Genomic DNA, 22,201 nt, shown 5'->3' with positions numbered 1-22,201 from the left:
ACGGTGCGTCTGCTGTGGGTCCGCCGTCGGCCGGTGCCGTGCTTCCTCGCAACACCGGCCGGCGACTACGCGAGGGCTATTCGACCGATAGTGATCATCTCTTTCGTACGACGACGAAGTCGGCGAGCGCCGTGAACTGCGCCCGTACCCGGTCCGGCATGTCGATGGCGTCGAGGGCCTCGACGGCGATGGTGTGCTGTCGGCGTGCTTCCCCGGCGGTCCACTCACGGCCGCCCGCCTGCTCGATGAGGGCGGCGCGGGCCGCGAACTCCTCCTCCGAGAAGTTCTCGAAGTCGCTGCTCTTGGCGTCGGCGGCGAGGAGCTCGCCGAGCCGGTCGGAGGCGGCACCGCCCGCCGCGAGCGCGGCCACGACAGGCAGGGACTTCTTGCGCTGGCGCAGGTCGCTCCAGGTCTGCTTGCCGGTGGAGACCGGGTCGCCCCAGATGCCGAGCAGGTCGTCGACCGCCTGGAAGGCGAGCCCCAGGTGGTAGCCGTACTTCTCCAGGGTGTCGGCGGTGCGGTCGTCCGCGCCGCCGAGCACGGCGCCGATGGAGCTGGCGCAGGCGAGCAGGGCGCCGGTCTTGTTGCCCTCCATGTCCAGGCACTCCTCGACGCTGACGCGGTCGCGGTGCTCGTAGGAGATGTCCTGCGCCTGGCCGTCGATCAGCGCACGGGTGGCGGTGGTCAGCCGGCGGGTCGCGCGGCCCGCTTCCACGGTGCCGAGCTCCAGCAGGACCTCGTTGGCGAGGGCGAACAGGGCGTCGCCGACCAGGATGGCCTGGGCGGGGCCGTGCACCTTCCAGACGGTGTCGCGGTGGCGGCGCTGTTCGTCGCCGTCCATCAGGTCGTCGTGCAGCAGCGAGAAGTTGTGGACCAGCTCCACGGCGACGGCGCCGGGGATGCCGACCTCGGGTTCGGCGCCGGTGACCTCGGCGGAGAGCACCGCGAGAGCAGGACGTACGGCCTTGCCGCCGTCGCCGGTCGCCGGGTTGCCCTGAGCGTCGATCCAGCCGAAGTGGTAGGCGGAAACGGTGTCCATGGGAGGTGCCAGGCGGTTGATGGCCGCCCTCAGTACCGGTGTGGCCAGGGTCCGGCCGCGCTCCAGGAGCGCGGTCACGTCCACCGCGTCGGCAGCCGTCGAGGCCGGGGGCACAGTGGGCACAGTCTCTCCTCTTGTTGCGGTACCGGAGGTGCGGGGGCCTGACGCGCCGTGCTGATCGAGCATCACGCCGCCTCCTCGAAGTCGAAGAGGTGCGCGGGGCGGGGCCGGCCCAGGGCGGCGAGGGCGGCGTCCGCCGCACTCACACCACTGCGGACCGCACTCTCCATGGTCGCGGGCCACCCTGTGGCGGTCCACGCTCCGGCCAGGTAGAGGCCGGGGGCTTTCGTACGGGCGCCGGGCCGCAGCCGTCCGACGCCGGGGGTCGGAGCGAACGTCGCCGTGCGCTCCCGGGTCACGAAGAAGTCCTTCACCTCGGCACCGCGCGCGGCGGGCAGCAGCCGCTCCAGTTCGGGCAGGTAGCGCTCGCGCAGGGCGGCGACCGGCTCGTCGATCTCGTCGTGGGCGGCCGACTGGGACAGCGCGAGGTACTGGCCCTCGCGGAGTCCCGAGGCGTCGGTGCGGTCGAAGACCCACTGCACGGAGGTGCCGAGGGCCGCGAAGAACGGCCGGCTCAGCACCTTCCGGTCGTAGACGACGTGCACGTTGAGGATGGGCGCGGTGCCGATCTCCCGCAGTTTTTCCGGGGCGTCGAGAGCCCCGTCGGGCAGCAGGTCACAGGCCTCGTTCTGGGGTACGGCGAGGACGACCGCGTCCGCCCGGAGCGTCTCGCCGGGAACCTGAACGCTCCAACGCCCGTTCTCGTCAGTAGAGATGGAGGTGACGCGTGTACGGACCTCGGTACGCACGCCCGCGGACTCGAGCGCCTTGCGGGCGAGCCGGTCATGCAGTTCACCCAGCGGGACATGCGCCCAGCCGATGTCGGCCGCGCCCGGGTCGGACAGCAGACCGGTCTTGAACACCATCGCGGCGAGCCCCAGCGAGGAGTCGCCCGCGACCGCGTTGAGGGTGGCGACCCCGACCAGGTCCCACAGGGCCTCGACGGCACGCGCCGACTGACCGTGCGCGGTCAGCCAGCTGCCGAAGTTCTGTGCGTCCAGGTTCGGATCGGCGAGGTCGAGCCCTTTGAGCGCGAGCGCGGCACGTCCCACCTTGGCCCGCTCGGCGAGCGAGAGATGCGGATAGGTCGCGAGGCTGCGCCCCAGATGCAGGGGCACGGGCAGCGCGTCGCGCCGCAGCCTGCCGAGCCGCCGGCCTTCGGGCTTGTCGACGTCGACCACGGGCACGTCGAGACGTTCCTGCAGCGGAGCCAGCGCCGCTCCCTCGATGCGGTCGAGGAACCAGCGGTAGGCGGTGCAGCAGCGCAGGTACACGTGCTGTCCGTTGTCGACGGTCAGTTCGCCGCGCTGGAAGGAGAAGGCGAGCCCGCCCAGACGCGGCCGGCCTTCGAGCAGGGTGACGCGCACTCCGGCGTCGGCGAGCGCGAGCGCGGCGGTGATGCCGGCGAGCCCGCCGCCGACCACCACGGCGTCTCGCCCGGGCCGTTCCGAAGTGTCGGTGAGCGACTCCTCGGATGGTGAGCCGTCGGTCATCGTGCACCCTCCCCTGCGTGGCCGCCGCGGTGATCGAACGGTCCACGGCCGGCCGTTGCAGTCAGGGACGCGGTGCCCCGGCGGAGGGTTGCGTGCCACTTTTCGTCAGTGGCATCACCTTGGACCGAATTGTCCATCAGGCACGCCTCCTGACGGTCCGCCGGGTCACATGCCGGGCGTCCAGGCCGGACAGACCGCGCACGGCAACGTACGCCTTCTCGCGCCCGGGCAGGGAGACCCGGCCGCGCAGCACGGCCTCGGGGTCGCGCTCGATGCGGTCGAGCAGGCGGCGGTAGATGCCGGCCATGGCGGCGACGCAGGCGCCGCTGCGCCGGTCGAGCATGGGGAGCAGCCGGTAGCCCTCGGCGAAAAGAGCGCGGGCCCGTCGCACTTCGAAGTGCACGAGGCCCGCGAAGTCGGCGCCCTCCGGCGGTTTCGGCCCGCTGAAGCCGGCCGAGCAGCCGAACTTGGCGAGGTCGTCGGCGGGCAGATAGGTGCGCCCGCCCTCGGCGTCCTCGCGGACGTCCCGCAGGATGTTGGTGAGCTGGAGCGCGAGCCCGAGCGTGTCGGCGTACTCCGGCGCACGCTCGACGCCACGCGCCCCCGGTTCGGTGCCGAACACACCGAGCGAGAGCCGTCCGATGGCCCCGGCCACGCAGCGGCAGTAGACCTTCAGGTCGTCCCAGGTCTCGTAGGTCTCGCCGCGTACGTCCATCAGCACGCCGTCGATCAGCTCGTCCAGGCCATCGAGCGGGATCGGGAAGGTCTCGGCGGCGTGGGCGAGGGCGACGGCGACCGGGTCGGTGTCGTCCTCGTCGACGGAGCCGTCGCGCACCCGGGTCAGCATCGCCCGGGTGTCCTCGAGTCTCGCGGCCTTGACGTCGTCCGCCAGCGCTCCGTCGCCGATGTCGTCGACGCGCCGCGAGAACGCGTACAGCGCCGACATCGCACGGCGCTTGGACATCGGCAGCAGCCGGATGCCGTACGCGAAGTTACGGGCCTGCTGTCCGGTGACGGCCTCGCAGTAGCTGTAGGCAGCGAGTACCGGTGCGGACACGTGCGGTGAAGACTCCACGGTCCGGATCACCCCTCTCCTCGCAGAGTCACGCCCACCGCACGCAGCAACTGGATCTTGCCGGGCTTGGGCGGGCCGGGAAGTACGTCGTATTCGGCGGCGGCGATCGCTTGGATTGCCGCCCTTCCCCCCGCCACGAACCCTGCAAGCAGCAGCTTCAACCTGCCGTGGACGCTACCCACCAGGGGGGCGCCTTCATTCAGGAGATCGCGGGCGCGTTGTGCTTCGTATGCAACCAGTGCGCGCACCGACGCGCCCGCGGTTTTCGTGGCGAGATCCGCTTCCTGGACATGGAAGTGCTTCATGTCCTCGGCGGGCAGGTAGATACGGTCGCGGCCGAGGTCCTCGGCGACGTCCTGGAGGTGTTCGACGATCTGGAGCGCTGTGCAGATCGCGTCCGACAGGCGGATGCGTTCAGGGGTGGAGGTGCCCGTGACGGCGAGCACCAGGCGGCCGACGGGATTGGCCGACAGCTCGCAATAGGCGACCAGGTCGTCGTAGGTCTCGTAGCGCGTGACCAGCTGGTCCTGGCGGTTGGCGGCGATCAGGCCGAGGAAGGGCTCGGGGGTCAGCGAGCGTCGGCGGACCGTCGGCTGGAGGCGGCGCAACAAAGGGTGCCGCGGGGTCGAGGTGAAGACCCGGTCCAGGTCGGCCTCGAAGGCGTCCAGCAGGAGCAGCCGGTCCTCGGCCTCCTCGGGCGACACTCCGAGCAGACGGGCGTCGGCGCCGCCGGGGGCCAGGTCGCCGTCGCCGATGTCGTCGACGAGGCGGGCGAAGCCGTAGACGGCCATGAGGTCGGTGCGCCAGGCCCTGGGCAGGAAGAAAGGCGCCACGGGGAAGTTCTCACCCGCGGCCTTGTCGAGCGTGCCGCGCTCCGGATCACCGGCGCGCGTCGTGCCGGTTCCCGTCACCGCTCACTGCCCGGGGCGGGGACGGCACGTGCTGCGTGGAGCTGGGAAGTTTCCGTCGCCATTGCCGTCACATCTCCCGTTCTACACCGCCGACCCAATACACACTATTTCGGACACGCCGCCCGACCGTCGCGCGGCGGCCCAGGTAGTGAGTGTCGCGCGCGGGTGTCGCGCATTATCGCCCCACTTGCCGCGATTCAGCACCGGTACAGCTTACGTTGTACAACGCGGTAAGGATCGTCGGGGTGTCCTGCACATCACAACAACACACCGATTGGCCCCAAGATTCCTAAGGGGGGCGGAAGTTGACGTTTCCTTTGCAGACGCGGAGCCTCGCCGCGGCAGTTCCGGCGAGGCCCTGGGAAACGGGACGGTCCCTTTCGTCCGGGTCCGGGTGGACTACTTGCCCGTGAACTTCTCGTACTCCTTGAGGACCTCTTCGGTCGGCCCGTCCATGCGCAGCTCGCCGCGTTCCAGCCAGAGCACGCGGTTGCAGGTGTCACGGATCGACTTGTTGTTGTGACTGACGAGAAACACCGTGCCGGCCTCCTTGCGCAACTCGCGGATGCGCTCCTCGGAGCGCTTCTGGAACTTGCGGTCACCGGTGGCCAGAGCCTCGTCGATCATCAGGACGTCGTGGTCCTTGGCGGCGGCGATGGAGAAGCGGAGGCGGGCCGCCATGCCGGAGGAGTAGGTGCGCATCGGGAGGGTGATGAAGTCGCCCTTCTCGTTGATTCCCGAGAAGTCGACGATCTCCTGGTAGCGCTCCTTGATCTGCTCGCGGGTCATGCCCATGGCGAGCCCGCCCAATATGACGTTCCGCTCGCCGGTGAGGTCGTTCATCAGGGCCGCGTTGACGCCGAGCAGGGAGGGCTGGCCGTCGGTGTAGACGCTGCCGCTCTCGGCGGGCAGGAGGCCGGCGATGGCACGCAGGAGGGTCGACTTGCCGGAGCCGTTGGAGCCGATCAGGCCGATGGCCTCGCCGCGGTAGGAGGTGAAGGAGACGCCCCGGACGGCGTGCACCTTGCGCACACCCCGCTCCTCACCGCGCCTCAGGATGCGGCTGAGGGCCGCGGTGGCGCTGCCCTTGCCGGTCTTGGCGCCGTTGACGCGGTAGACGATGTGCAGCTCGTCCGCGATGACGGTGGGGATCAGCTTGTCGGCGATCGGTTCAGCCACGGCCGTACCTCTCCTCCGCCTTCCAGAAGTACACGAAGCCGCCGACGGCGACGAGCACGGCCCAGCCGCCCGCGGCCGCCCAGACGTGGTCGGGCAGGTTCTCGGTGCCGTAGCCGTCGATGAGCGCGAAGCGCATCAGGTCCATGTAGATGGCCGCCGGGTTCCACTGCAGGACGGTGGCGATCCAGTCCGGCTTGTCCTTCAGCATGATCGGGATGGAGAACATCACGCCGGAGGCGTACATCCACGTACGCATCACGAACGGCATGAGCTGCGCGAGGTCCGGGGTGTGGGCGCCCGCGCGGGCCATGATCAGGGCGAGGCCGGTGTTGAAGAGGAACTGCAGAGCCAGCACCGGGAGGATCAGTGCCCAGGACAGGTCCGGGTAGCTGCCGAAGCCGATGGTCACGGCGAACAGCACGAGCATCGAGGCGAGCAGCTGCTGGAGCTGCTGCAGCGCGAAGGAGACCGGCAGCGAGGCGCGTGGGAAGTGCAGGGCACGCACCAGGCCGAGGTTGCCGGAGATCGCGCGCACGCCCGCCATCACCGAGCTCTGCGTGAAGGTGAACACGAACACGCCCGTGACCAGGAAGGGGATGTACACCTCCTTCGACATGCCGCGGCTGGCGTTGAGGATCACGCCGAAGATGAAGAAGTACACGGCCGCGTTCAGCAGCGGGGTGGCAACCTGCCACAGCTGGCCGAGCTTGGCCTGGCTGTACTGGGCGGTCAGCTTCGCCCGCGAGAAGGCGAGGATGAAGTGACGCCGCTCCCAGAGCTGACGGACGTACTCGACGAGCGACGGCCGGGCGCCGCTCACGGACAGTCCGTACTTGGCGGCCAGCTGCGCCGCCGTGAGGCCTTCGTCGGGCGACGCGGCCGCGCTCACCGCGACCGTGCCGTCATGCGTTGTCTCACTCACTGGTGGAAACTTTCGTCTTCGAGATGCGCAGCCTGTGCGGGCCTGGCATGAGCGTCGGGCCTCGGTACGGCCCGGGTGCTCTCAGGAACGAGCTTGTCAGATGACAGGGGGGCGGCCCAGTCGAGTCAGGCGCCACACCGTACGCCACTTCATCGGCCTGCGCGGTCCGCACGGTGTGCTCCAGCCTTCCCGGAACCCGCCGAACCACGCCTTCAGGGCCGGGCGCGAGGGGCGGCGCAGCAGGGTGAGGAGCAGCCAGACACCGAGGTAGACCGGCACGAGGAGCGTGGGCAGGTTGCGGCGGGCGAGCCACACCCGGTTGCGGGCGACCATGCGGTGGTAGACCGCGTGCCGCGAGGGCGCGGTCGTGGGGTGGTACAGCACCATGTCGGACCGGTAGTCGATCATCCAGCCCGCGTCGAGGGCCCGCCATGCCAGGTCGGTTTCCTCGTGTGCGTAGAAGAATTCGTCCGGGAGCCCGCCGACTTCGGCGAAGACCTGCGTCCGTACGGCGTTGGCGCCGCCGAGGAAGGTGGTGACCCGGGAGGAGCGCATCGGGTCGGCGGCGCGCAGCCGGGGGACGTGCCGGCGCTGGGTGACCCCGGTCTCGGGGTCGGCGATGCGGAAGCTGATGATGCCGAGCTTGTGGTCGGCCTCGAAGGCCTGGCGGCACAGCTCGGCGGTGTCGTGGTTCGCGAGCAGGCCGTCGTCGTCCAGGAAGAGCAATATGTCGACGTCGCGGCCGCTGGGGCCGAACGCCTCGATGCCGACGTTGCGGCCGCCGGGGATGCCGAGGTTCTCGGGCAGCTCGATGGTCCGGACGCCCTCGGGGACGTCCGGGACGGGCGAGCCGTTGCCCACCACCACGGCCTGGACGGTGTCGCCGTCCTGCTTGGCGACCGAGTCGAGCAGGGCACGGAGCTCGTCGGGGCGGTTGCCCATGGTGATGATCACCGCGCCGACCTTCATGCCGCTCACTTCAGCCTGCTCGACGCGAGGATGGACACGAGGTGCAGAAGCGTCTGCAGGAGCGCGATACCGGCCAGCACCGCGACCCCGAGCCGCGAGAAGAACAGATCGCCCCGCATCTGGTCCACGATCGCCAGGACCACGATCAGCAGGGACGCCTCGATGCCGAGGACCAGCCGGTGGAACTTGAAGGCGGCAGCGGCTCGGCGCGCCAGCGCCATGCCGGAGGAGCGCATCTCGGAGGCGGCCTCCTTGACCGGCGGGAGTCCACCCTGATGGCGGGCCACACCGACCAGGTCGGTCTCGGCCTTGATCAGGATGGCGCCGAGGGCGGCCAGCGTGCCCAGGAAGGCCCACAGCCAGTCGATACGACCGCTGCCCCACGGGTCGGCGGCGCGCAGGCCGAAGCCGACGAGCACCGCGGCGTCGGTCAGATAGGCGCCGACGCGGTCCAGGTAGACCCCGCCGAGCGAGTACTGCTTCTTCCAGCGGGCGATCTCGCCGTCGACACAGTCCAGCAGCAGGTACATCTGGACACACACGACGCCGAGCACGGCGCCCGGGATCCCCGGCACGAGAAGTGCCGGGGCCGCGAGCACGCCGAAGACGGTCATCAGGTACGTGAGCTGGTTGGGCGTGACCTTGGTGTTCACCAGGTAGCGGTCGACCCGCAGGGACACCTCACGCATGTAGAGGCGCCCCATCCAGTGCTCACCGCTGCGCCGGTCCTTCACCCCTGCGGGATGGACGACCGGACGGAGTTCAGCTACCGATGGCCTTGACATAGTCGGCGTAGATGTCCTTGATCTGTTCGGTCTTGAGGTCGAGGTGTTCGAGGATGGTGTAGCGGCCGGGCCGGGTCTGAGGGGCGTACTCCACCGCACGGACGAACTCCGCCACCGTGAAGCCGATCTCCTCCGGCAGCACCGGCAGCCCGTGCCGGCGCAGCACCTCGGCCATGTACGCCGACTCCTCGTGCGCGCCCCGCAGGTACATCGCGAAGGCCGCACCCAGTCCGCACTGCTCTCCGTGGGCGGCGGCGCGCTTGGGGAAGAGCAGGTCGAAGGCGTGGTTGATCTCGTGGCAGGCGCCGGAGGAGGGTCGGGAGTCACCCGACACCGACATGGCGATACCGCTGAGGACGAGCGCCTCGGCGAGCACCTGGAGGAAGTCGGTGTCCCCGATGCCGCCCGGGTGCCGGAGCACCGCCTCCCCCGCCTGCCGGGCGATCGCGGCGGCGAGGCCGTCGATCTTCTCGCCCTTGACGCGGTTGGCGAGTTCCCAGTCCGCGATCGCGGAGATGTTGGAGATCGCGTCGCCGATGCCCGCGCGCACGAAGCGCACCGGGGCCTCACGGATGACGTCCAGGTCGATGACGACGGCGATCGGGTTGGGCACGCCGTAGGAGCCGCGGCCCGCGTCGTTGTCGAGGGTCGCGACCGGCGAACACAGGCCGTCGTGCGCGAGGTTCGTCGGTACGGCGACCAGCGGGAGGCCGACCCGTGCCGCGGCGAACTTGGCGCAGTCGATGATCTTGCCGCCGCCGAGGCCCACGACCGCGTCGTAGTGGCCGGCCTTTATGTCACCGGCCAGCTGTACGGCGTCGTCGAGGGTGCCGCCCCCGACCTCGTACCAGGTGGCGCCGGGGAGAGTCGGTTCGAGCCGCTCGCGCAGCTTCGCACCCGAGCCGCCGCTGACGGCGATCGCGAGCTTGCCGGAGTGCGAGATCCGCTCGTCGGCGAGCACGCAGGCCAGGTCGTCGATGGCACCCGAGCGGATGTCGACGACGAGCGGGGAGGGGATCAGCCGGGTCAGTACTGGCACGCGATCTCCCGTCCCTTGGCGAGATCGTCGTGGTTGTCGATCTCGACCCACTTGACGTCGCCGATCGGCGCCACATCGATCTGGAAGCCGCGGTTCACGAGCTCCTGGTAGCCGTGCTCGTAGAACTGCTGCGGGTCGGTCTCCCACACCGTCTTGAGCGCGTCGGCCAGTTCGGGGGCGGCGTCGCCCTCGATGAGGGTGACACCGATGTACTCGCCGGTGGCCTCGGCCGGGTCCATCAGCTTGGTGATCTTCCGGACGCCCTTGGCGGGGTCCACGACGACCTTCATCTCCTCGTCCGCGAGGGACTTCACGGTGTCGAGGGCGAGGATGATCCGCTTGCCCTCGCCGCGGGCGGCGAGGAGCGTCTTCTCGACGGAGACCGGGTGGACGGTGTCGCCGTTGGCGAGGATCACGCCGTCCTTGAGGGCGTCACGGCCGCACCAGAGGGAGTAGGCGTTGTTCCACTCCTCGGCCTTGTCGTTGTCGATGAGGGTGAGCTTGAGGCCGTACTTCGCCTCCAGCGCCGCCTTGCGCTCGTACACGGCTTCCTTGCGGTAGCCGACGATGATCGCGACCTCGGTCAGGCCGATCTCGGCGAAGTTGCCGAGCGTCAGGTCGAGAACCGTGGGTTCGCCCTCTATACCCGCGGGCCCCACCGGCACCAGCGCCTTGGGCAGGCTGTCGGTGTAGGGGCGCAGACGCCGTCCGGCGCCGGCCGCGAGCACGAGGCCGATCATGCGGGTTCTCCTTCATCGTGTACGGCGGGTGCCCCGGAGGACACCCAGAAGCGGATGCTCTCGACGAGCACCACCAGGGCGACGGCCACGGCGAGAACCGTGAGCGCGACCTTGAACTGCGAAGCGGTGAGCGCGGCGGCCAGGACGGTGACGAGCAGCGTCCGCCCTTCGTGCCCCCCGATGGCGCGCACCAGCCAGGCCGGGGGCGCTCCGGCGTTGCCGCGGATGCGGTACACCGTGTCGTAGTGATGGTAGGCGACGGCCGCCACCAGCCCGAAAGCCGCAGGAAGGGCTCCGTTCACGTCCGCTTGGGCCGCCAGGACCAGGACGGTGCCGTATTCGGCGACGCGGAAGAGCGGGGGGACGAGCCAGTCGAGGGCGCCCTTGAGGGGGCGGTACAGCGCCTGACCGGCGGTGACCGTGTAGACGACGGCACCCGCGACGGGCGCCCAGGCCGCCCCGGAGAAGAGGGACACGGCGAGGACGGCGGTCCCGGCCGCCGCCACCAGCAACGGGGTGCCCAGGCGGGCGCGGGTGGCACGCGCCACGAGCGAGGCCAGCGGCCCGTTGTCCGCGAGATCCGCCAGCGCCTGCGCCGCCCGGTCCGTGCGCTGCGCCTTGCGCGTCAGCGACCGGAGCACCCGGCCCGCCGTGGTGTACGTCGCCGCGAAGGCACAGCCGACGAGAAGGACGTAGAAGGTGATACGCGGAGTCGTGACCGCCGTGAGCACCGCGATCATCGCCCAGCGCTCGCCGATCGGCAGCACGATCATGCGCCGCACCCACACCGTCCAGCCGACGCTGTCGAGCTTGCCGGAGAGGGCGGCGGTGGGGCTGGTGTTGGCGGTGGCGTCGTGGTTCGCCTCGTTGAAGGAGAAGTCGACGACGTGCCGGCAGGTCTGCAGGACCATCGCGCCGAGCGCCAGCGCCCATACGTCGTCGCCGCCGCGGGCCGCTCCGAGCGCGAGGCCCGCGTAGTAGGCGTACTCCTTGGCCCGGTCGAAGGTGGCGTCGAGCCAGGCGCCGAGCGTGGAGTACTGCAGGGAGTAGCGGGCGATCTGGCCGTCGACGCAGTCCAGGACGAAGGACGCGATCAGCAGGACGCCCGCCGCGATGAAGCCGACCCGGGTACCGGTGGCCGCGCAGCCCGCCGCGATCAGCGCGGTGAGCAGGGAGACGGTGGTGACCTGGTTCGGGGTCAGGCCCCGGCGGGCGCACCAGCGCGCGATGTAGCGGGAGTACGGGCTGATGCAGAAGGTGGTGAAGAAGCCGTCGCGGGACTTCACGGCCGACTTCAGGCGTACGGCCTCGTCGTCGACGTTCGCCACGGCCTGCCGTGCCTCGTTGCGGGCCTGCGGGTCGGCGGGGACCGCGGCGACCAGGCTGCCGAGCTCGGGGCGGTGGACGTCGGCGCCGTCGGTGTCGAGCGCGGTGACTATGCGGTCCGCGAGGCTGTCCACGAGCGTCGTTCCATTGCCCGCCGAGCTCTCCCGGGCCATCGCCCGCGTCAGGGCCTGGCGGCCGGCCGGCTGGGCCGTCACAGCGCCCGGGATCGCGGCGAGCGGGAAGCGGGGGTCGGTGAGCCCGAGGCGCAGGGCGTGCAGGTGGCCCACGAAGCGGGCGTCGACCACGGCGGCCCGCTGGTCGCCGGGGACCTGGGCGAGCAGCGTCTCGGTGTCGGAGGCGTCGGAGGCGATCCGTACGTCGTATCCGAGGGCCCGCAGATCACCCTCGATCGACGATCCGGGGACCGGCTGACCGGTGAGGATGGCGGTCGACAACCGAACTCACTCCCTGGGTGCCGACGCGCGGGCGCCGGTCGTGTTCACGGTGGGGGCGCCCCTTGGCGTGGTCGGGCTGCACCAGGCGGGCGGCATGTCGGCAGAGGCTATCGGATACGAGGAAGGCTGCGTTCACCGCCCGTTCACGGGCCGATCAGCGCTGCCTCCCCCGGCCTTTGCCGCGATCATCATCGGTGATCACGGGCCTCGCCCACAAACCGCGCTCACAGACCGGGCATCCGGGACATCGGGGTCGGCCGCCGTCGGGTCGGCATAGGGTGGGCGACCATGACATGGCTGATCACCGGCGGTGCCGGATACATCGGGGCCCATGTGGCGCGGGCCATGACCGACGCCGGAGAGCGGGTCCTCGTACTGGACGATCTCTCCGCCGGCTTCCCCGCGCGACTGCCGGCCGAGGTCCCGCTCGTGCAGGGCTCGTCGCTCGACGGCGACCTGCTGAAGCGGGTGCTGGCCGAGCACGCGGTGACGGGTGTGGTGCACCTGGCGGCGCGCAAACAGGTCGCCGAGTCCGTGGCGCAGCCGACCCGGTACTACCAGGAGAACCTGGGCGGTCTCGGCACGCTCCTGGAGGCGGTCGCCGAGGCCGGGGTCAAGCGCTTCCTCTTCTCCTCGTCGGCGGCCGTCTACGGCAACCCGGATGTGGCACTGATCACGGAGGACACTCCGTGCGCGCCCGTGAACCCGTACGGCGAGACGAAGCTCGCCGGGGAGTGGCTGGTGCGGGCGGCTGGCCGGGCGCACGGCATCTCGACCGTGTGCCTGCGCTACTTCAACGTGGCGGGCGCGGCCGCACCCGAACTGGCCGACACCGGCGTCTTCAACATAGTTCCGATGGTCTTCGACCGGCTCACCCGTGACGAGGCCCCGCGGATCTTCGGCGACGACTATCCGACGCCGGACGGCACGTGCATCCGTGACTACATTCACGTCGCCGATCTCGCGGAGGCGCATCTGGCGGCGGCCCGACGGCTGGCCGAAGGGGACCTGCAGGGCGACCTCACGGTCAACATCGGTCGCGGCGAAGGCGTCTCCGTGCGCGAGCTGATCACGGTCATCGGCGAGGTGAGCGGTGACCGACGACCGCCCCTCGTGGAGGCCCGGCGCCCCGGCGACGCACCGGTCTCGGTGGCCTCGGCCGTCCGGGCCGCCGAGACGCTCGGCTGGAGTGCCCGGCGCGGGGTGCGCGAGATGGTCGAGTCGGCCTGGCGGGGCTGGCTGCTGCACCACGGCAAGTGAACTGAGGGCGCCCTGACCTGCAAATCGTTTGCGCAGGTCAGGGCACATGACAACGGTGTTCAGTGCCGCGTTGCCCGATACCCCCTACCCGTAGTTCACTGTGATCCCGGACAGGCTGTTCCGGATCAACGCGTAGGAGGCGGCTTCCATGGGGGCTGGGCACGACCACGGACACACGCACGCGCCCGCCGGCGGTACGGCGACCGCCGCCTACCGGGGCAGGCTGCGGGTCGCGCTGTCGATCACGCTCACCGTCATGGTGGTCGAGATCGTCGGCGGTGTGGTCGCCGACTCGCTCGCGCTGGTCGCGGACTCGGCGCACATGGCGACGGACGCGCTGGGCCTGGGCATGGCCCTTCTCGCGATCCACTTCGCGAACCTCCCGCCGAGCGGGAACCGCACCTTCGGCCTCGCCCGCGCCGAGATCCTCGCCGCCCTCGCGAACTGTCTGCTGCTGCTCGGGGTCGGCGGTTATGTCCTGTACGAGGCGATCCATCGGTTCGTCACGCCGGCCGACACCGAGGGCGGGCTGACCATCGTGTTCGGCGCGATCGGTCTGGTCGCGAACATGATCTCTCTCACGCTGCTCATGCGCGGTCAGAAGGAGAGCCTGAACGTACGCGGCGCGTTCCTGGAGGTCGCGGCGGACGCGCTGGGCTCGGTCGCGGTGCTGATCTCGGCGACGGTGATCCTCACCACCGGCTGGCAGACCGCCGACCCGATCGCCTCGCTCGTGATCGGCCTGATGATCGTGCCGCGCACCTTCAAGCTGCTGCGCGAGACCCTGGACGTCCTGCTGGAGGCGGCCCCCAAGGACGTCGACATCTCCGAGGTACGGGCCCACATACTGGCTCTCGACGGCGTCGAGGACATCCACGACCTGCACGCCTGGACGATCACCTCCGGGATGCCGGTCCTGTCCGCGCACGTGGTCGTGCGCTCCGACGTCCTCAGCGCGATCGGCCACGAGAAGATGCTGCACGAGCTCCAGGGCTGCCTGGGCGACCACTTCGACGTGGAGCACTGCACCTTCCAGCTGGAACCCAGCGGGCACGCGGAGCACGAGGCGCGGCTGTGCCACTGAGAGTCCGGTAAGGCCGGAAAATCCGGTACTGGCGGAATGCAGCGATCCGGCTCGCCGTTGCGTCCTCAACCTCACAGCGCCGCCCCGGACGGTTCCCCGTCCGCCGCGCCGGGCACGATCAACTGCCGGGAGCGCCGTATTTGTGCGGCAGACTTGAGGCGCGAAAAACCGATGCGAAGGATGGGTATGCCGATCACACCTGCCACCGCGACGCACAGCGCGTCGAACGGCACCGCAGACGCGATCCTGCTGGAACTGGTCGACGAGAACGGCGTCACGATCGGCACCGCGGAGAAGCTCGCCGCCCACCAGGCGCCGGGCCAGCTGCACCGCGCCTTCTCCGTGTTCCTCTTCGACGAGCAGGGCCGGCTGCTGCTCCAGCAGCGGGCGCTGGGCAAGTACCACTCCCCCGGTGTGTGGTCCAACACCTGCTGCGGCCACCCCTACCCGGGCGAGGCGCCCTTCGCGGCGGCGGCCCGGCGCACGTACGAGGAGCTCGGCGTCTCCCCGTCGCTGCTCGCCGAGGCGGGCACCGTCCGCTACAACCATCCGGACCCGGACTCGGGCCTGGTCGAGCAGGAGTACAACCACCTCTTCGTCGGGCTCGTGCAGTCCAAGCTCGGGCCGGACCCGGAGGAGGTCGGCGCGACGGCCTTCGTGACGCCCGCCGAGCTGGCGGAGCGGCATGCGAAGGACACCTTCTCCTCGTGGTTCATGACCGTCCTGGACGCGGCCCGTCCCGCCGTCAGGGAGCTGACGGGCCCGTCGGCCGGCTGGTGAGAGGCGTCACGACACCCGCACGGGTTTGAGCGGCAGGGCGGCCCAGATCACCTTGCCGCCGCTCGACGTGTGCTCGACGTCGCACACCCCGCCCGCCTCCCGGGTGACCTCGCGCACCAGGAGCAGGCCCCGTCCGCCGGTCTGGCCGTGGTCGGCCTCCAGGGCGGTGGGGCGGTAGGGGTGGTTGTCCTCGACGGACACCCGCACCCACTCGGCGCCGACGGCGACCTCCACCGCGAGCATCGGCGACAGCAGCGCCGCGTGCCGGACGGCGTTCGTGACCAGTTCCGAGACGATCAGCAGGAGGCCCTGGACCAGATCGTCCGAGACCGGCACACCCTGGCGGAACAGCAGGTCCCGTACGGCATGCCGCGCCTGCGGGACCGACGCGTCGACGGCGGTGGCGGTGAACCGCCACACACCCTCGTACGGCAGCGGATCCGGTGTGCTCGGTTCGAGGGGCTCTTCTCCGCCGCCCGCTGGGCGTGGGCCGGACCCGCGCCCGTGGTTCTCCATCGTCCGGTCGCCACCCTTGCGCTCGATTGTCACCACACAGTCGAGTGTTGGGAGTGCGCCGCTTCGCCCCGGAGAACTGAACAGAAGTCAGCAAGTATCGAGCACTTCTGACCGTTGGCGTATGACGCGGTCAGTTGTGGGACTGTTCCTGTCCCCCTTGTGCCGTCTTTGCGAACTATTCGGGTTGTACGGGTTTGACCGCGGAGCCGTTCGATTCGTTCCGCCCGTTCGGCTTGTTCGTGAGCGTGGCCACGGTCTCGCTCTTGTCTGCGGCCATGCGGGGCTCCTGGAGCCCGGCCCTGCGGGGCTCCTGGAGCCCGGCCCTGCGGGGCTCCTGGAGCTACGACCCCCTTCTTGATCGTGCGGCCGAGGGGTGCGGCTAGCATCCGACTCATGGAGCCGCAGCTGTTGCACACCGTCGCCGACTCGGTCGCCACTGTCGTGGTCCACCATCCGGCCAAGCGCAATGCCATGACGGCCGCGATGTGGCGAGCGCTGCCGCCGCTCCTCGACACCCTGGCCGCGGATGCGGACGTACGGGCTCTCGTGCTGACCGGTGAGGGCGGCACGTTCTGTGCGGGCGCCGACATCTCCACGCTGCGGGAGTCGCCGGAGGAGGCGCAGGGGCTCGCAGTGCTCGCCGAGGAGGCCCTCGCGGCGTTTCCGAAGCCCACGCTGGCCGCGGTCCGGGGCCACTGCGTGGGCGGTGGGTCGCAGCTCGCGGCGGCCTGTGATCTGCGGTTCGCCGCGGAGGGCTCGCTGTTCGGGGTGACGCCGGCGAAGCTCGGGATCGTCTATCCGGCCTCCTCCACCCGGCGGTTGGTGTCGCTGGTGGGTCCCTCGGCCGCCAAGTACCTGCTGTTCTCGGGCGAGTTGATCGACGCGGAGCGCGCGCTGCACACGGGACTGGTCGACGAGGTACTGCCGGAGGGCGAACTCGACAAGCGGGTCGGGGAGTTCACCCGGATCCTGGTCTCCCGCTCGCAGCTGACGCAGGCCGCGGCGAAGGAGTTCGCGAACGGGCTCACGGACCGGGACGCCTACTGGAGCGAGCAGGCGCGCGACAGCGGCGACACCGCGGAGGGCGTCGCCGCGTTCCTGGAGCGCAGGCGGCCGAGCTTCACCTGGACTACGCGAGGGTGAAGCGGCTGTTCGTGCGGAACTCCTCGACGAGGTGCGCGGGTGCCTTCCCGGGGGATCCGGCGTCGTAGGGCGGCTGCGGGTCGTACTCGGTCAACAGCTGTACGGCCTGGGCGTGTTCGTCGCCGGCGATCCTGCCGACCAGGGTGAGGGCCATGTCGATGCCCGAGGAGACGCCGGCCGCCGTGACGTACTTGCCCTGGGTCACGACCCGCTCGCCCGTCGGCTCGGCACCGAACTCCTTCAGCAGGTCGAGAGCCACCCAGTGGGAGGTCGCCCGGCGTCCCTCCAGGAGGCCCGCGGCGGCGAGCAACAGCGACCCCGAGCAGACGGAGGTCGTCCAGGTGCTGGTCGCGTCGGCGGCCCGGAGCCACTGCAGGAGGACCTCGTTCTCGAGCTGGGCGAAGGTGCCGGGTCCCCCCGACACCACGACGACGTCGGGATGCGGGACCTCGTCGAAGGCCTTGTCCGCCGTCAGTGCGAGGAATCCCGTCTCGGTGCGGACCGGGCCCGTCTGCTCGGCGACGAAGTCGACCCGTACGTCCGGGAGGCGGCTGAGGATCTCGTAGGGCCCCACGACGTCGAGGGCGGTGAAGCGGTCGTAGACGACCATCGCGATCTGCATCGGATTCCTTTCAGCTCGGTTCGGATCGGTTCAGTCCAGTTCTGTTCAGTTCAGTGAACGGGCGTGGAGCGGAAGCGGCGGCGGTACTCGGCCGGGGCTGTTCCGAGGGTTCTGACGAAGGCCCGGCGCATGGCCTCGGGGGTGCCGTAGCCGCTGGTGCGGGAGATCTCCTCGATGCCGCCGCCGGTGTCCTCCAGGAGACGGCGGGCGTGTTCGAGGCGGACCCGGTCGACGAACCGGCCGGGGGGCATGCCGGTCTCGGCCTGGAAGGCGCGGGCGAAGTGGCGAGGCGAGAGGTTGGCCCGGGCGGCGAGGGACTCGACGGTCAGGTCGTCGGCGGGGTGCTCGGTGATCCACTGCTGGACCTCCCGGAGCGGGTCGCGCTGGGCGGTCTGGGCGGCGAGCTGGGCGCTGAACTGGGCCTGGTTGCCCGGCCTGCGCAGGAAGACGACCAGGTGACGGGCGATCGCGAGGGCCACGTCCCGGCCCAGGTCCTCCTCGACCAGCGCGAGGGCGAGGTCGATGCCCGAGGTGACGCCGGCGGAGGTGGCGATCCGGCCGTCGCGGATGTAGATGGGGTCGGGGTCGACCTCGACGGCCGGGTGGGCACGGGCGAGCGTGTCGCAGTACGCCCAGTGGGTCGTGGCACGGCGGCCGTCCAGGAGGCCCGCCCCGGCGAGCAGGAACGCACCGGTGCACACGGAGACCAGGCGCTCGGCGCGCGAGCCGTTCTCACGCAGCCAGTCGATCAGGCGCGGGTCGGGGTGGCGGGTGCCCTCGCCGCCCGGGACCAGCAAGGTGTGCGGTTCACGGGCCTCTGCCGACGATTCGTCCGGTACGAGGGTCAGGCCGCTGGAGGTCCGCACGGGAGCCCCGTCCAGGGACGCCGTACGGATGCGGTACGTACCCGGGGTGTGCTGCTCGGCGCCCGCGAAGACCTCCAGAGGGCCGGTGACATCGAGGCTCTGCACGTCGTCGAAGAGGAGGACGAGAACGGTTCGCTGGGCCATGCGGTCGATTCTTTGCGGGCGGCGGGACAGCCGCAATGACGATGTCCCCACCTTTTCCGCCATCGGCCGGGACCGCCCACCGCCCGAGTACCGACCGGTCGGTAGCGTGTGGTCCATGACTACCGCCGTCCTGGACCCTCGCGCGGGCCGCCACTGCCAGAACACGCTCAACACCCTGCACGCCACGCACTACTTCTCGCCCGACCTGGACCGTGAGCTGGGCTCGGTCGGCGTCACCCATCCCCGGGCCGTGAACTTCGCGGTGCGCGCGGCCGCGATGGGGCCGGTCGGGGCCGGCACGGTGACGGCGACGTTCTACAACTACAAGCACGAGCTGGTGGCCGAGCACGTGCCCGCGGTCTGGTCGGTCGCCACGCCCGAGCAGGTTCTCGCCGCACGCGCGCGTGCCGTCGACTCGACGCTGCGTCGTCTGCTGGGCGAGGAGGCGTTGGCCTCGGCGGAGATGGCGGAGGCCGCGCGGCTCGCCCTGCGTGCCGCCGGGGCCTGTTCGCGCAGCGCCCGGCCGCTGTACTCCGCGCACGCCGACCTGCCGGTGCCCGAGGAGCCGCACCTGGCCTACTGGCACGCGGCCACGCTGCTGCGCGAGCACCGGGGCGACGGGCACCTCGCCGCGCTGATGGCCGCCGGGCTCGACGGTCTGGAAGCCCTGGTGACCCATGCCGCGACCGGCAGGGGAATGACACCGAAGTGGGTGTCCGTCACGCGCGGCTGGACCCGGGAGGAATGGGAAGCGGCGGCCGGACGGCTGCGGGAGCGCGGACTGCTGGACGCGGACGGCGAGCTGACGGAGCAGGGCGCCGCGCTGCGCGAGGAGATCGAACGGGAGACCGACACGCTGGACCGGGCTCCCTACGAGCACCTGGGCGCGGACGGCGTCGCCCGCCTGACCGAGCTCGGCAGGAAGTTCGCGGGCGCCGTACTCACCGCCGGCGCCTACCCGGCGGGCCTGTTCGGCAAGCGCTGATCGGAGGTGCCGCGGGGCGATGGCGCATGCCGGGCCGCGGGCGAGGTACTCGGTCCTCCTCCGGTCGTGGTGGCCGGGAGAGGAAAGGGGATTCTCGTGTTCCGTGCAATCGCTGACGTACTGCGCCAGATCGGTGGGGCCATCGCCACCGTCGTGACGCTGCCCTTCCGGGCGCTGGCCCGGCTTTTCGGTGGTGCCTCGGGCTCCACCCGGCGCCGCAGGGCCTGATGACCGCGCCCTGATCCCCGAGTGTCCGTGCCACCTGCCACAATTGCCGCGCAACCTCAGTGAGAAGGCGGTACGGGATCGTGACGACACGCACGCCCATCGACGTTGGGTCCATCGAAGGCAGGATCGCCGAGGAGCTCGGCGTACGGGAGCGGCAGGTCAAGGCTGCCGTGGAACTGCTCGACGGCGGTTCAACGGTTCCCTTCATCGCCCGCTACCGCAAGGAAGCGACCGAGATGCTCGACGACGCGCAGCTGCGCACGCTCGAGGAGCGGCTGCGCTATCTGCGGGAGTTGGAGGAGCGGCGGACGGCGATCCTCGACTCGGTGCGCGAGCAGGGCAAGCTCACCGACGAGCTGGAGGCGCAGATCCGGGGCGCGGAGACCAAGGCGCGCCTGGAGGACATCTACCTGCCGTACAAGCCCAAGCGGCGTACGAAGGCGCAGATCGCGCGCGAGGCCGGTCTGGAGCCGCTGGCCGAGGGCCTGCTCGGCGACCCGACCGTCGCGCCGCTCGCCGCTGCCACCGCGTTCGTCGACGCCGACAAGGGCGTGGCCGATCCGCAGGCCGCCCTCGACGGCGCCCGCGCGATCCTCACCGAGCGGTTCTCGGAGGATGCCGACCTGATCGGTGAGCTGCGCGAGCGCATGTGGGTCCGCGGACGGCTGGCCGCCAAGGTGCGGGACGGCAAGGAGGAGGCGGGCGCCAAGTTCTCCGACTACTTCGACTCCGCCGAGCCGTTCACCGAGCTGCCCTCGCACCGCATCCTCGCGATGCTGCGCGGCGAGAAGGAGGAGGTCCTCGACCTCGTCCTGGAGCCGGAGGAGGCGACCGAGGGTCCTTCGTCCTACGAGGGGATCGTCGCCCACAAGTTCGCGATCGCCGACCGCGGCCGTCCCGGCGACAAGTGGCTGACGGACACGGTCCGTTGGGCCTGGCGCACCCGGATTCTCGTGCACCTCGGCATCGACCTGCGGCTGCGGCTGCGCACCGCCGCCGAGGACGAGGCGGTCAACGTCTTCGCGGCGAACCTCCGCGACCTGCTGCTCGCCTCCCCGGCCGGCACGCGCGCGACCCTGGGCCTGGACCCCGGGTTCCGTACGGGCGTGAAGGTCGCCGTCGTCGACGCGACCGGCAAGGTGGTGGCGACCGACGTCATCTACCCGCACGTCCCGGCCAACAAATGGGACGAGGCGATCGCCAAGCTGGCCCGGCTGGCCAAGCAGCACGAGGTCGAGCTGGTCGCGATCGGCAACGGCACGGCGTCCCGCGAGACCGACAAGCTCGCCGGTGAACTCATCACCAAGCACCCGGAGTTGAAGCTCACCAAGGTCATGGTGTCCGAGGCGGGCGCCTCCGTGTACTCGGCCTCGGCCTTCGCCTCGCAGGAGCTGCCCGACATGGACGTGTCGCTGCGCGGCGCGGTGTCGATCGCGCGCCGGCTGCAGGACCCCCTCGCGGAGCTGGTGAAGATCGACCCGAAGTCGATCGGTGTCGGCCAGTACCAGCACGACCTGTCCGAGGTGAAGCTGTCGCGTTCGCTGGACGCGGTGGTGGAGGACTGTGTGAACGGCGTGGGTGTCGACGTCAACACCGCGTCGGCCCCGCTGCTCGCCCGGGTCTCCGGCATCACCTCCGGGCTCGCCGAGAACATCGTGTCGCACCGGGACACCAACGGCCCGTTCAAGTCGCGCACCCAGCTGAAGGGCGTGGCCCGGCTCGGCCCGAAGGCGTACGAGCAGTGCGCGGGCTTCCTGCGGATCCGTGGCGGCGACGACCCGCTGGACTCGTCCAGCGTGCACCCCGAGGCGTACCCGGTCGTCCGGCGCATGGTGAAGACCGCCGGCCAGGAGGTGGCCGCGCTCGTCGGCAACACGGGTGTGCTGCGCTCGCTCAAGCCGCAGGACTTCGTGGACGAGACGTTCGGTCTGCCGACCGTGACGGACATCCTCAAGGAGTTGGAGAAGCCCGGGCGCGACCCGCGGCCCGCCTTCAAAACGGCCACCTTCAAGGAGGGCGTGGAGAAGATCTCCGACCTGTCGTCCGGGATGGTCCTGGAAGGGGTCGTGACGAACGTGGCGGCCTTCGGGGCGTTCATCGACATCGGTGTGCACCAGGACGGTCTGGCGCACGTGTCCGCGCTGTCGAAGACGTTCGTCAAGGATCCTCGGGACGTGGTGAAGCCCGGCGACATCGTCAAGGTGAAGGTCCTCGATGTCGACATCCCGCGCAAGCGGATCTCGCTGACGCTCCGGCTGGACGACGAGGCGGAGGCCTCCGGCGGTGAGCGGCGACAGCAGCGGGGTGAGCGTCCGCCTCAGCAGCGGCGGCAGCCCCAGCGGCAGGGCGGTGGTGGTTCGCGGCAGGCTGCGCCGCCGCCGGCCAACAGTGCGATGGCCGATGCTCTGCGCAAGGCCGGGTTGCTCAATCCCAAGAACAAGGGGCGGTAGAGGTTGTGGGGAACTGCGGGTCCGGTTGTGGCTGGTCGCGCAGTTCCCCGCGCCCCTGAGGGGCGCTCCC

The 22,201-nt window shown here is 70.6% G+C and carries 22 protein-coding genes; 7 read left to right on the top strand and 15 right to left on the bottom strand.

Annotation, left to right across the window (positions count from 1 at the left end):
- Positions 1-94 precede the first annotated feature (94 nt).
- The 12 genes from IG08_RS0113500 to IG08_RS0113450 form a co-directional block, all read right to left on the bottom strand.
- Complete coding sequence (locus tag IG08_RS0113500; RefSeq protein WP_043454183.1) at positions 95-1,162, bottom strand: polyprenyl synthetase family protein; 1,068 nt, start codon at positions 1,160-1,162, stop codon at positions 95-97.
- A gap of 62 nt (positions 1,163-1,224) precedes the next feature.
- The gene (hpnE, locus tag IG08_RS0113495; protein ID WP_030600507.1) at positions 1,225-2,652 is read right to left on the bottom strand and encodes a hydroxysqualene dehydroxylase HpnE; all 1,428 of its coding nucleotides are present in this window, start codon (positions 2,650-2,652) and stop codon (positions 1,225-1,227) included.
- Entirely contained in the window at positions 2,649-2,789 is a 141-nt protein-coding gene (locus IG08_RS61280) for a DUF6380 family protein (protein ID WP_234342867.1), read from the bottom strand. The genes hpnE and IG08_RS61280 overlap by 4 nt, the downstream gene beginning before the upstream one ends.
- Positions 2,789-3,739 carry a presqualene diphosphate synthase HpnD gene (hpnD, locus tag IG08_RS0113490; RefSeq protein WP_030600505.1) on the bottom strand — a complete coding sequence of 317 codons (951 nt, stop codon included), beginning with the start codon at positions 3,737-3,739 and terminating at the stop codon, positions 2,789-2,791. The genes IG08_RS61280 and hpnD overlap by 1 nt, the downstream gene beginning before the upstream one ends.
- Entirely contained in the window at positions 3,736-4,638 is a 903-nt protein-coding gene (hpnC, locus tag IG08_RS0113485; protein WP_030600502.1) for a squalene synthase HpnC, read from the bottom strand. Before hpnC ends, hpnD begins: the two co-directional genes overlap by 4 nt.
- Positions 4,639-5,037: 399 nt before the next feature.
- Positions 5,038-5,805: an ABC transporter ATP-binding protein gene (locus IG08_RS0113480; RefSeq protein ID WP_106980932.1), complete on the bottom strand. Its 768-nt coding sequence runs from the start codon at positions 5,803-5,805 to the stop codon at positions 5,038-5,040.
- 4 nt (positions 5,806-5,809) lie between these two features.
- Entirely contained in the window at positions 5,810-6,739 is a 930-nt protein-coding gene (locus IG08_RS0113475) for an ABC transporter permease (protein WP_030600499.1), read from the bottom strand.
- Positions 6,740-6,835: 96 nt separating this feature from the next.
- Positions 6,836-7,708, bottom strand: coding sequence for a glycosyltransferase family 2 protein (locus tag IG08_RS0113470; RefSeq protein WP_030600497.1), 873 nt, complete (start codon positions 7,706-7,708; stop codon positions 6,836-6,838).
- A gap of 5 nt (positions 7,709-7,713) precedes the next feature.
- Positions 7,714-8,493, bottom strand: a complete 780-nt coding sequence (locus IG08_RS0113465; RefSeq protein WP_063757773.1) for a CDP-alcohol phosphatidyltransferase family protein — start codon at positions 8,491-8,493, stop codon at positions 7,714-7,716.
- Complete coding sequence (locus tag IG08_RS0113460) at positions 8,471-9,532, bottom strand: iron-containing alcohol dehydrogenase family protein (RefSeq protein ID WP_030600492.1); 1,062 nt, start codon at positions 9,530-9,532, stop codon at positions 8,471-8,473. Before IG08_RS0113460 ends, IG08_RS0113465 begins: the two co-directional genes overlap by 23 nt.
- Entirely contained in the window at positions 9,520-10,272 is a 753-nt protein-coding gene (locus tag IG08_RS0113455) for a phosphocholine cytidylyltransferase family protein (RefSeq protein WP_030600488.1), read from the bottom strand. The genes IG08_RS0113460 and IG08_RS0113455 overlap by 13 nt, the downstream gene beginning before the upstream one ends.
- Positions 10,269-12,053, bottom strand: coding sequence for a DUF5941 domain-containing protein (locus IG08_RS0113450; protein ID WP_030600486.1), 1,785 nt, complete (start codon positions 12,051-12,053; stop codon positions 10,269-10,271). Before IG08_RS0113450 ends, IG08_RS0113455 begins: the two co-directional genes overlap by 4 nt.
- A gap of 288 nt (positions 12,054-12,341) precedes the next feature.
- Between IG08_RS0113450 and galE the strand changes: the two genes are divergently transcribed.
- The 3 genes from galE (at position 12,342) to idi (ending at position 15,177) form a co-directional block, all read left to right on the top strand.
- The gene (galE, locus tag IG08_RS0113445) at positions 12,342-13,313 is read left to right on the top strand and encodes a UDP-glucose 4-epimerase GalE (RefSeq protein WP_030600484.1); all 972 of its coding nucleotides are present in this window, start codon (positions 12,342-12,344) and stop codon (positions 13,311-13,313) included.
- 148 nt (positions 13,314-13,461) lie between these two features.
- Positions 13,462-14,397, top strand: coding sequence for a cation diffusion facilitator family transporter (locus tag IG08_RS0113440; protein ID WP_030600481.1), 936 nt, complete (start codon positions 13,462-13,464; stop codon positions 14,395-14,397).
- A 186-nt stretch (positions 14,398-14,583) separates the two neighbouring features.
- A complete protein-coding gene (gene idi / locus IG08_RS0113435; protein WP_030600479.1) occupies positions 14,584-15,177 on the top strand; it encodes an isopentenyl-diphosphate Delta-isomerase in 594 nt (197 codons plus the stop codon).
- Positions 15,178-15,183: 6 nt separating this feature from the next.
- Here the strand turns inward: idi and IG08_RS0113430 are convergent, their stop codons facing one another.
- Entirely contained in the window at positions 15,184-15,693 is a 510-nt protein-coding gene (locus IG08_RS0113430; protein ID WP_030600477.1) for an ATP-binding protein, read from the bottom strand.
- Between the two features lie 393 nt (positions 15,694-16,086).
- On the opposite strand from IG08_RS0113430, the gene IG08_RS0113420 reads away from it, so the two are divergent.
- Positions 16,087-16,836: an enoyl-CoA hydratase/isomerase family protein gene (locus IG08_RS0113420; protein WP_030600475.1), complete on the top strand. Its 750-nt coding sequence runs from the start codon at positions 16,087-16,089 to the stop codon at positions 16,834-16,836.
- Here IG08_RS0113420 and IG08_RS0113415 read toward each other — a convergent pair.
- Together IG08_RS0113415 and IG08_RS0113410 are read right to left on the bottom strand one after the other, a co-directional pair.
- Positions 16,823-17,458 carry a DJ-1/PfpI family protein gene (locus IG08_RS0113415; RefSeq protein WP_030600473.1) on the bottom strand — a complete coding sequence of 212 codons (636 nt, stop codon included), beginning with the start codon at positions 17,456-17,458 and terminating at the stop codon, positions 16,823-16,825. The two genes, IG08_RS0113420 and IG08_RS0113415, sit on opposite strands and share 14 nt — an antisense overlap.
- Before the next feature lie 50 nt (positions 17,459-17,508).
- Complete coding sequence (locus IG08_RS0113410) at positions 17,509-18,468, bottom strand: GlxA family transcriptional regulator (RefSeq protein WP_030600472.1); 960 nt, start codon at positions 18,466-18,468, stop codon at positions 17,509-17,511.
- A 115-nt stretch (positions 18,469-18,583) separates the two neighbouring features.
- On the opposite strand from IG08_RS0113410, the gene IG08_RS0113405 reads away from it, so the two are divergent.
- The 3 genes from IG08_RS0113405 (at position 18,584) to IG08_RS0113395 (ending at position 22,131) form a co-directional block, all read left to right on the top strand.
- Entirely contained in the window at positions 18,584-19,453 is an 870-nt protein-coding gene (locus IG08_RS0113405; protein WP_030600470.1) for an SCO6745 family protein, read from the top strand.
- A gap of 96 nt (positions 19,454-19,549) precedes the next feature.
- Positions 19,550-19,681 carry an LPFR motif small protein gene (locus tag IG08_RS62450; protein WP_261724130.1) on the top strand — a complete coding sequence of 44 codons (132 nt, stop codon included), beginning with the start codon at positions 19,550-19,552 and terminating at the stop codon, positions 19,679-19,681.
- An 80-nt stretch (positions 19,682-19,761) separates the two neighbouring features.
- Positions 19,762-22,131, top strand: coding sequence for a Tex family protein (locus IG08_RS0113395; protein WP_030600468.1), 2,370 nt, complete (start codon positions 19,762-19,764; stop codon positions 22,129-22,131).
- Positions 22,132-22,201 lie beyond the last annotated feature (70 nt).

The organism is Streptomyces fulvoviolaceus, from assembly GCF_000718165.1.
In the GTDB taxonomy this organism is placed as follows: Bacteria; Actinomycetota; Actinomycetes; order Streptomycetales; family Streptomycetaceae; genus Streptomyces; species Streptomyces fulvoviolaceus.
The sequence above is the reverse complement of the archived record's forward strand: the minus strand, read 5'-3'. Positions and strand labels throughout refer to the sequence as shown.